Origin of the sequence: Trichocoleus sp. DQ-U1, from assembly GCF_039961925.1 — a bacterium.
Classification (GTDB): Bacteria; Cyanobacteriota; Cyanobacteriia; order Cyanobacteriales; family FACHB-T130; genus FACHB-T130.
In genome coordinates this window covers 1-10,687 of record NZ_JAMPKB010000124.1, presented here as the reverse complement: position 1 = coordinate 10,687, position 10,687 = coordinate 1, and the positions used below count along the sequence as shown (strand labels likewise).

Here is a 10,687-nt window from a genome sequence, read left to right as displayed (position 1 = left end):
ATCCCGATTAGTGAGAAAGACATTATCGTTCTCTAAGAAGTTAGAGAATCATATTGGTGCCGTGTGGTACTTTGTCCACTATTACAATGCATCCTTACTTGTTTAGGACTACCGATTATTCATCTGGCGACACATGGATTGCTGGATGATTTTCAAGGTTTGGGTGTACCGGGTGCGATCGCTCTCGCTCCATCTGAGCAGGATACTGGCTTACTCACCGCTAGCGAAATTCTAGACATGAAACTGAATGCTGAGCTAGTCGTGCTGAGTGCTTGCGACACTGGCAGAGGCAAAATTACCGGCGATGGCGTTATCGGACTATCTCGCAGCTTAATTACTGCGGGTATACCCAGTGTAATTGTGTCCCTCTGGTCGGTCCCAGACGCCCCTACAGCATCCTTAATGACCGAATTTTATCAAAACCTTCAGAAGAATCCCGACAAAGCGCAAGCGATGCGTCAGGCAATGCTGACAACAATGAAGCAACACCCCGATCCGAAAGACTGGGCGGCTTTTACTCTTATTGGAGAAGCACAATAATTAAAACAGAAAAATTTCTATTTTTCTGTTTTAATTCCTTCGCCCGTTGGCTAAGCTCCGTGTAGCTGTTGCTCTTCATTTCGCTCAATGGCAGGCTTCAGACGACGGGGTGAATAGACACACTCAGTATGAGTTGTCTGTCGGATTGGAATCTGAATTACAAACTCAGTTCCCTCACCGGGCGCGGAAATACACTTCAGCTGACCGCCGTGTTTTTCCACAATCTGATAGCAAATTGATAATCCTAAGCCGGTACCTTTACCCACAGGTTTCGTTGTGAAGAAAGGGTCAAACATTTGACGCCGTACCGCTTCCGTCATCCCAATTCCGTTGTCTTCAATCCTGATAGCTACCTGATTTTTACCTACTAATTCGGTGCGTATCCAAATTGTCGGGGGTTGAGAATCGATACTGTCCTCCCCATGAGCCATCCCCCATGATTCCTTAGCAAAAACCTCTTCAAGGGCATCAATGGCATTACTGAGAATATTCATAAATACCTGGTTAATCTGCCCCCCCAAACACTCCACAGCAGGGAGATTACCATATTCTTTAATAACTTTAATCCCAGAGCGTCCCGCTTTTGCTTCTAGTTGATTTTGTAATATCAGAAGAGTACTATTTATCCCATCGTGGATATTCACAAATTTCTGTTGCGCTTCATCCAATCGGGAGAAATTTCGTAAGGACAGTACCAAGTCCCGAATACGGTTAGCTCCCACCTTCATCGAGCCTAAAAGTTTCGGGAGGTCTGTCTTCAAAAAATCCAGGTCAATTGCCTCAATTTCTGTTTGAATTTCCGCTTCTGGTTGAGGATGATGTTTAATATAAAGTTGCAGCAGATTCAGCAAATCCTGGACATATTGACCGGCATAGCTGAGATTGCCGTAAATAAAATTAATCGGATTGTTAATTTCGTGGGCAATACCAGCTACCAGTTGCCCCAAACTGGACATTTTTTCTGTTTGAATCAGCTGGGCTTGGGTTTTTTGCAGTTGGTGTAAAGTTTGTTCCAGATGTTCGGCTTGTTGTTGTAGAGACGCGATTAATCCTGTCTTTTGCGCCTCTGATTTCCGCAAAGCCGCCTCTACTGCGACACGCTCAATAATGTCCTTTTTGAGAAGCACATTCGCTTGAGCTAATTCGGCAGTTTGTTCCTCTACTTGTTTTTTTAAGTTATCGTGCGCTTGTCGCAATGCCTTTTCAGCTCGTTTGCGCTCAGCAATTTCACAACGCAATCGCTCGTTGCTATTTTCTAATGCTTTGGTACGCTCTTCTACTGCCTGCTGCAATACCTCAATGACATTGTACATATCCGCTGGGTTCAGCACTTGTAGCAGGCTGGTTTGGGAGACAATGCCGAGTAATTCGCCCTGATTGCTAGCAACTACCAGACGTCGCACGCGCCGCCGCTGCATTTCTTGATGGGCAACCCATAGGGAATCTGAGGGTTGCAGACAAAATAAGGGTGTACTCATTACGTCTTTTGCCTGCAATTTCGACAAGTCTAATTCCATCGCCTGAAACTGCACCACATCTCGCTCTGTGACAATGCCTACGGGCATTGGGAATTGAGAATTAAGCGTCTTTATTGGCTTGTTCTCAATTTGGTTTTCCCTCTGTTCTGTAATGACGACACAGCTGACTAGCTGACTAGCCATGATTTGGGCTAAATCGAGAACAGAAGCCGTCATAGGCGCATGAACGACTTGGGATGTCATCACATCCGCGACGTATCGCAATCGCGTTAGAAGATTAACGGGTTGCAACGCTTTGCGAATACTATCGTGCGTGACAATTCCGACTACCCCTGCATTATCGTCAATGATTGGCAAATGGCGAATTCGGTGCTGACGAAACAAGGAAAGAGCTGTGAAAACATCGTGAGCTTCTGATTGTCTGAGGGTAATGGCTGGTTGCGTGACGACATCGGCAATTTTGACGTTAATTAGGGAAGCTCTGGCGGCCGTCAGTCTAACGATATCGCGCTCTGTAAAGACTCCCACAAGCTGCGATCCTTGCATGACTAAGACACAATGACCTGCGGCATCGGCAGTGTCAAAATCGGTCTCCTCTTGTGACAACCAACAGGATGCAGGGTGCGGCAAGGCGGCGTTCATCCCCTCGCTCGCCTCCCAGCTTGGGTCTTCTGACGCTGCACTGGTGTCTGCTTGTGTCCCTCTGGCTTGGGTTCCTCTGGGCAACTCACAACTACTCCGTAACTGGCTCATGAGCGCCAATACATCAAGGAGAGGTGTGTCAGGCGCTACAGTCAGAGGCTGACGGTCAATGGCAGGGTCTAGAGATAGGCAAGGAAGCGGCAGGGCGTTGGGCTGCATTGTGAACCCATCCAGTAATTTCCACAGGGGTACTGTTGGCAATTGTAAACTGTGATACACCCAAACTTCTGCTAATTCTTAGTTATGTGCAATAAATCATTACTTGATTGCAATAAATATTTATGTTTTATGAAAGAAAATAAATCCCTAGATAGAGGGCTAATTCATAAATTGTCTATATAAAATCCGTACAGTAACCTAAGAGAAAATATTTCCCTTTCTAGAATAGAGTTCAATGAGTCCAATAGTTCTTAGCTCTTCAAAAATGAGGAATCGAGGGTAATTTTTCTTATCAAAAAAGAATAATAAAAAGGCTCCAGCAACAACTCAAAATTAGGATAACGAGCAAGAACAGATACATTAAGCCCAAATTCGTGCTGGTATATTGCACCTAAAAGAATTTACAAATAAGCTTAATAATTAGGGTTTAGGCTAATTGCTAATTGGGCAAAAAAATGGCTTCGATTAGCGACTAGCCATTCGTTATTCAGCCTTGAACAGCACCAAGATTTTATCAACAATCGCATCACCAGCGCGGGTTTGCAAGATGGAATATGCTAATTCAATGAACGCAAAATCAGGGCGATTGTCTGTTTTAATCAGTTTGCTAGCAGGATAAAAAGTAATGTCGTTGACAATACCTTCATTCGTTATCCCTGTTTGCCAACCTGCTCGATTCCACGACAGCGATTTCCCACGTAAAGTCAACTGAAACCACTCGATATCATCTTTTCGCAGGTCAATAAACAGATCGAAATAAGGTTCTCCACCCTGATACCATACTCTTTCGACGCCATCTCCCTTGGCTGAGGTCAATAGCTTCTGATTGATCCGTCGCAACGAAGCGCCCAGTCCTGCAATCTCATCCCGATCCATAGCCATATCCATTTTTCGCATAGCAGCAAGGTTAATTACGTCACAATCAATCTGGGCGTAGGTTGACAGTTCGTTAAATAAGTAAGGCACGGATTCTCTCTTTAGAACATATTGGTGGATACGAGACTTCTGAGGGTGACTCCGGATTTGAGAATAAGGTTAGAGGCTGCAAGCCAGGGATTAACACTAAAAAAGGAAGAACGACTTGTTGTAGGTGTAGGTTTATCCATCTAGTTGGCTATTTACAAATATTTGGCTTCAACCCGTCCTTATGCAACTAACAAACTTCATCGTTTTATTTGTCCTGCCTGAACAGAGAGAATTTGAGATGAATTCAACCACTGGGCATCGAAGGAACCTAAGTGAGTAGTGGTAATCAGGGTCTGAAAGCGGTCTTGGATGGCATCTAACAGTTGATTTTGGCGGTTTGGGTCTAACTCGGCTAGAACATCATCAAGTAGCAACAGCGGCGGTTCTCCAACGACTTCTTCAATAAGCTTTAGCTCTGCCAGTTTCAGTGCCAAGACTAGGGTTCGCTGCTGACCTTGGGAGCCATAGATTCTTGCCGGTGTTTGGTTGATGGTAAACTCAACTTCGTCCCGGTGAGGACCGACGAGGGTTGTGCCTTGGTGATGTTCGACGACCCGACGCTGTTGAATTTTCTCTAAAAAAGCTTGCTGTACCGCTTCGGGTTCTTCCTTCTCCAGGGTGACATTGGGGGCATATTTTAATTCCAGCACTTCAGCTCTACCGCTAATGCTAGCGTGCCAAGCCTGAGCGAGAGGTGCCAGCCGTGTCAGGACTCTGGCTCGACGACGGGTAACGCGAGAACCCGCGATCGCTAATTGGACATCCCACAACGCCAATTCAGAGTCCCGATTCAAGTCTCCAGACTTGGTGGAAATTTCCTCTTGCCTGTTACTAGAAGAAGGTTGGGCTTTTCTCGCTTCTTGTCTTAATAAGGCGTTGCGCTGCCGTAATACTTGGTTATATTGCTGCAAAATGTGGGCGTAGACGGGTTCCAACTGGGTGAGGATGGAATCTAGCCAGTTGCGGCGTTGTTCGGGGGCACCTCGCACTAGATCTAAATCTAAACTGGAGAATTCTACAGCGTTGAGGACGCCGAGAAAATCCATTTGGCGTCGCAAAGCTTCTTGGTTAATGGCTGCGGTACGACGCCCTTGAGTGCGGAGGGTTAAAGCCAGATCCACTAAGCCGTTAGCGCGTTCCAGCGTGGCTGTAATTTTACCGTCCGCCGCGCCTTCGCGGATCAGGTCGCGATCGCGTCCGGCTCGATGGCTTTTGAGGGTTGATAGTAACTCGACTGCTTCCAAAAGATTGGATTTTCCTTGGGCATTATTCCCCACCAAAATCGTCTTAGGAGCCTCGAAATCAACCTCGCAGTCTAAATAGTTGCGAAACTGTCGGAGGTGGAGAGTTTTGAGATACATAGCTAATGGGTCATTGGTGATTATTTTCAGCCTAAATTCTTCCGATAACCAGTCCTGAATGCCCCATTACCTACTACCGATTACTGACTACCGTCTGTTTTTGTAAAAAAAACGGATAAACAGTTTTTCCATCTCAACCCAAACGAACATTAAGGCACTGAAGCCGATACAAATACCCAGTTCAGTGAGACTCAGGTAGTGAGTTCCAAAGAAAGAGCGCAGGGGAGGCACGTAGACGAGCATTAGCTGCAACGCCGTGGTAACAACCACCGCTCCCCACAAATACAGGTTGGTAAAGGGATTCATCTCGATCGTCAGTTGGCTGTTAGAACGAACCGCCAAAGCGTGTCCCATCTGAGCGAGACACAAGGTTGTAAAGACCATCGTCTTCCAAACATCTGGATTTCCCGGATAGCCGGGTGCATGAGTATAGTTGTAAGCCCATGCCATCAAAGCAATACTGATAATCGCAAAGACAATCCCAATCCGAACCATGTAAGAACCCAGCCCTTGGGCAAAAATACTTTCGCGGGGATTCATAGGAGGACGGCGCATCACGTCGGGTTCTGCGGGTTCTACGGCAAGGGCGAGAGCGGGTAAACCATCCGTAACCAGGTTCATCCAGAGAATCTGCAACGGCGAGAGCGGAACGCCCCCCAAGCCAAGCAGGGGTGCGGCGGCAATGGTCAACACTTCGCCGATGTTGCTACCCAGAATGTATTTGATAAAGCGGCGAATATTACTGTAAACTGTCCGCCCTTCTTCAGTAGCGGCGACGATGGTAGCGAAGTTGTCGTCCAGCAGCACCATATCGCTGGCTTCTTTGCTGACATCGGTGCCGGTAATGCCCATTGCGATGCCGATGTCGGCTTGTTTGAGTGCTGGGGCATCGTTGACGCCATCGCCGGTCATGGCGACAAATCTACCGCGACGCTGGAGGGCTTGAACAATGCGGAGTTTGTGTTCGGGGGCAACACGGGCGTAGATGCTAACTTCGTCAACGACTTGATCTAGCTCCTCTGGACTAAACTTTTGCAGTTGTTGACCTGTGAGGACGCGATCGCCTTCTTGGGCAATCCCTAAATCTTGGGCGATCGCTTGTGCTGTTAGCTGGTGGTCGCCAGTAATCATCATGGCTCGAATTCCAGCGGCTTTGCATTTAGCGACTGCATCCCGCACTTCCGGACGCGGAGCATCCTGCATTCCGACTAAACCCAGCCAAACTAATTCTTGCTCGTTTGTTTCCTCCGATCCTTCGGGCGGAACGCTCTCTAAAGGCTTGTAAGCAAATCCCAGTACCCGCAAGCCCTTACTTGCCATCTGGTTATTTTGCTCCAGAATTTGAGTTCGTTGCTCATCGCGCAGAACTTCGCTCTGGTCGCCTACCTGAATTTGGGTACAACGCTCCAAAATTAACTCTGGAGAACCCTTCGTAAACATCAGGTGGCTGCTAGAAAAAGGCGTGTTTTGAATCCAAGCGCCCGCTTCGCAGATCGCGCTCATCCGCTTGCGTTCGGAGGAAAAAGGAAACTCGGCAACGCGGCGCATTTGGCGGCTTAGCGGTTCCTTATCAATTCCTCCCTTCCCAGCCAGGACAATTAATGCCCCTTCTGTGGGGTCGCCGAGAATTGCCCACTCATTCTTGTCGTGCTGTAACATTGCGTCATTACAAAGCACGCAGCCAAGCATGAGGATTTGCAGATCCCGATACTGCTCTGCGGCTACCTGCCGCTCGTCGAGATAAAATTCTCCGGTAGGGATGTAACCTTCGCCGGTAACGCGGAAGGTATGGTTTGCCGTGTCTACCCGCTGCACCACCATTTTATTTTGGGTGAGGGTGCCGGTTTTATCCGAGCAGATAGTTGTGACAGAACCGAGGGTTTCTACCGCTGGGAGTTTGCGAATCAGTGCGTGGCGGCGTACCATCCGCTGGGTTCCCAGTGCCAACGTCACTGTAATGACTGCTGGCAAGCCTTCTGGCACTACCGCCACTGCCATCGATAGAGAAACTTCCACAAGGTCTTGCAAGACATTCCAGTTCCAACGCCCCTGGCTGAAGAAATTATGCAGCATTCCGCCGACGATGACGATGGCAACTAAGATCAAAGAACCCGTCACCAGCACGTTGCCCAGCTGGGTCATTCGCTGTTGCAACGGGGTGTCTTCAGCTTCGACGGATTGCAGCATATCGGCAATTTTGCCGAGTTCCGTCTTCATACCAGTGCCGGTGACGATGACCTTGCCGCGCCCTTGGACGACTTCAGTGCCTTGAAAGACTAAGTTAATGCGATCGCCCAATGCGGTTTCTTCACTCAGATGCACCGCTGCCTGCTTACTTGATGGATGAGCTTCGCCGGTTAGTGCCGATTCCCGCACTTGCAGATTTGACTCTTCAATTAGACGCCCGTCGGCGGAAACCTGCACCCCTGCTTCGAGGAGCATGATGTCTCCTGGAACAAGATCCTTGCCGTCCACCTCTAATTGTCTGCCATCGCGGATCGTTCGCACTTTCGGAGAGGAAAGCTTCTTGAGGGCGGCAAGTGCTTTTTCGGCGCGGCTTTCCTGGAGATAGCCCAAGACGCCGTTAAGGATGACAATCAGTAAAATTGCAATTGTGTCCTTGAAGGGAATTTCACCAGGGGCTAATCTGCCAGCGCGTAAATCCACCAGGTCTAGAATCCCGGAAATCAGTGCTACTAGAATCAGCATCAACAACATGATGTTCTTGAACTGATCGAGCAAGATTTCCCAGGTACTTCGACCCGCAGTTTCTTGCAGTTCGTTGGGGCCGTATTGCTGCAACCGCTGTTTGGCTTCCTGGGTCGTCAGACCAACTTCTGGGTCGCTTGCTAGCTGCTCCAGTGTCTTGTCCACTGGTAGAGTATGCCAGACGCTTGCTAGATCGGGTTTTGAATGTGAAGGAGATGGGGTCACGGGAAATGCTTTAACACCTACTAGCACTTAATCATAGGGCTTAAATCCGGTGACTGGGAGGTATTTTAAGGAGTGCGTAGGGGTGATTGTGGAACTAAAACCGATATTGCTTTAGGAATTAGGCGAAATTTGGCAGGGGTGTAAGTGGTGATTTCACCATCAGTATTAATCGGGAGAGGTTTTAGCGTGGATACCTCAATTTCCCGCCCTTGAAGACTTCGCACCTCAGGCCATTCTGCTTGTTTTCCTTTTAGCATGGAAGGTAGCAATCGGACGATCTGCCATGCATTTTGAACTTCCAAGCTGTACAGATCCAAGCGCTGGTCGTCAATGGTAGCATCGTCAGCAACGGTCATGCCACCGCCGTAATATCGTCCGTTGCCTACGGCAATCTGAACGGTTCTCACCTGAATAGATTCGCCATTGAGACGAATTTTTGCTAGAAAAGGACGCGATCGCCCAACTACCTGGATGGCGGTGACTGCATAGGCGAAGACTCCCCAGCGTTGCTTAGTTTCTTTGGTTAGCTGCTGAGTAATTTGCACGCTCAATCCGAGACTAGCAACATTGAAGAAGTGCTTTCCATTCACCCAACCTAAGTCAATTCGCTGTTTTTGACCTGTTGCAATTACCTCGCAAGCTTCGGGGAGGGAGACAGGAATTGAAAGGGTTCGTGCCAGGTCGTTGGCTGTTCCTAAAGGCAGGATGCCCAACGGGAGTTGCGTGTCAATCAGACCCTCGGCGGCGGCATTTAGGGTGCCATCTCCGCCACCGATGATAACGAGATCGACGCGATCGCGGTAACGACGGATAATTTCTGGTATCTGCTGGGGCTTTTGTGTGGACTCTTCTTGCAGGTCAAAGCCTAACTCCTGCAATTTGGCAACCGCCTCTGATAGACCTTCTTTTCCTCGGCGTGCGTGGCGATTTAGCAGCAACAATGCTCGCCGGTTCATGCTGAGCCTCTTCCATTAATTGTCAATTATCTTGACAAACCTTTGATAAAAAGAAATCTACCTGGGGAGGCAAGAGGAATTGAAGCTTGAAGGAGAATCTTGAGCTGACCCCCAATCTTAACTTGACAATTTGCCACTTTAGTAATTTTGATAATTTTCGCTGTGGTTACAAATATCGCTGAAGGACTTGGGCAGTCGCTTGTCCAGTTTTTGTCCAGCTAAATTGACTGGCTCTAGCAAGACTAGCTTGACGAAGACGCGATCGCCATCCTGAATCCGTCACCACTGCCTGCATCGCTTCGGCAATTTCTCCCACGTTGTAGGGATTGACTAAAAGGGCGGCGTCACCTGCGACTTCTGGCAGCGAGGAGAGGTTGGAAGTAATTACAGGAGTGCCACACGCCATTGCTTCTAAAACGGGCAGTCCAAAGCCCTCCCAGAGGCTAGGGAAGACGAGAGCGATCGCTTGATTAATTAGCGTCGGCAATTCCTCGTAGGAAACGTAATCTAGAAATTTTACTTGATTCTTTATACCTAGCTGTTCCACCTGCGCCATCAACACAGGCGTATAACGCTTATCCCCAGCTCCAGCTATCCATAATTCATTGTCACGGCAACTTGGTAAAGTAGCGAATGCGTTAATTAACCGAGCAATATTTTTGTAGTGATCTTGGCGACCGACGTAGAGGAAATAATTGCTTCTAGGAATATCTAGAAACCGAAAATGATTGACGTCATAAGCCAAATGAATTGGCGTAATTTTATATTCTGGAATGTGGAAGAAATCAATAATATCCTGAGCGGTGGAGCTAGAGTTACAAATAATATGCTCAGCTTGCGCTAAAACCTGGGGAATATAGTAGCGGAAGTAGGGCGTTAGGGGAGAAAAGCATTTAGGAAACCGCAGCGGGATGAGATCGTGAACCATTACCACTGAACGGCAACCCGCATACAACGGCGCTTCAGGAACTGGGGAAAATATTAAACTAGAGTTCAATTTTTTGTAAATTTCGGGCAACTGCCGCTGCGTCCACAGCAGACGGCGAAAATGCCCTTTTGACCCTTGTGCGGGGGTTAGATCCGACGGAACTGGATAGCAGCGATAGTTGGGAAAATTTTGGGCTGTCAGTAAGGTTGGTTCGAGAGGCTGGAGGTGCGGAAAAAGATTTATGGCATAGGTGCTGATGCCAGTCGGTTGGGAAAAAATGAAAGAAAGATTGACTAGGAGTGGAGACAGCAAGGTTAGTATCGCTTTTTTAAATAGAGGAAGACGCCGTAAAGTTTACCAAGGGCGACCGACGGTTTTACTACAAGTAACATAAACGCATGGAAAATAAGACGGAGAAACCGTAGCGATCACACAGGTTATCCTACCCTATACACATCTTTTGATTTGACACAACAGCAGGTCGTTGAGTCAAGAATAAACGTTTCAAACCTTATCGCGGAGATAGTTTAGTAGCTATTTTGTATTTGAATAGACCTCTTGCAAAAGTCGTCGCTGGGGTAATATGGGGTCTAAAATTAGACGATTGCTAGCTGCCAGTCATAAGTTTTACTCATCTTACCTTTGACTGAGCCGAAGTTCATA

Annotated in this window: 6 protein-coding genes and 2 pseudogenes; 2 read left to right on the top strand and 6 right to left on the bottom strand. The window is 47.8% G+C overall.

Going from position 1 to position 10,687, the window contains the following annotated elements:
* Together NDI34_RS26520 and NDI34_RS26515 are read left to right on the top strand one after the other, a co-directional pair.
* Positions 1–106, top strand: a pseudogene (locus NDI34_RS26520) (IS1 family transposase); the annotation flags it as partial.
* An 8-nt stretch (positions 107–114) separates the two neighbouring features.
* Positions 115–540, top strand: a pseudogene (locus NDI34_RS26515) (CHAT domain-containing protein); the annotation flags it as partial.
* 50 nt (positions 541–590) lie between these two features.
* On the opposite strand, the gene NDI34_RS26510 reads toward NDI34_RS26515, so the two are convergent.
* The 6 genes from NDI34_RS26510 to NDI34_RS26485 form a co-directional block, all read right to left on the bottom strand.
* Complete coding sequence (locus NDI34_RS26510) at positions 591–2,879, bottom strand: CBS domain-containing protein (protein ID WP_348234319.1); 2,289 nt, start codon at positions 2,877–2,879, stop codon at positions 591–593.
* Between the two features lie 483 nt (positions 2,880–3,362).
* Positions 3,363–3,845 carry a hypothetical protein gene (locus tag NDI34_RS26505; protein WP_348234318.1) on the bottom strand — a complete coding sequence of 161 codons (483 nt, stop codon included), beginning with the start codon at positions 3,843–3,845 and terminating at the stop codon, positions 3,363–3,365.
* 197 nt (positions 3,846–4,042) lie between these two features.
* Positions 4,043–5,206, bottom strand: coding sequence for a DNA replication/repair protein RecF (gene recF / locus NDI34_RS26500; protein WP_348234317.1), 1,164 nt, complete (start codon positions 5,204–5,206; stop codon positions 4,043–4,045).
* An 87-nt stretch (positions 5,207–5,293) separates the two neighbouring features.
* Positions 5,294–8,140, bottom strand: a complete 2,847-nt coding sequence (locus tag NDI34_RS26495; protein WP_348234316.1) for a cation-transporting P-type ATPase — start codon at positions 8,138–8,140, stop codon at positions 5,294–5,296.
* 65 nt (positions 8,141–8,205) lie between these two features.
* Positions 8,206–9,096 (bottom strand): lipid kinase, encoded by an 891-nt coding sequence (locus tag NDI34_RS26490; RefSeq protein WP_190525338.1) that lies wholly within the window; start codon positions 9,094–9,096, stop codon positions 8,206–8,208.
* 166 nt (positions 9,097–9,262) lie between these two features.
* Positions 9,263–10,336 (bottom strand): glycosyltransferase family 1 protein, encoded by a 1,074-nt coding sequence (locus NDI34_RS26485; protein ID WP_348234315.1) that lies wholly within the window; start codon positions 10,334–10,336, stop codon positions 9,263–9,265.
* Positions 10,337–10,687 lie beyond the last annotated feature (351 nt).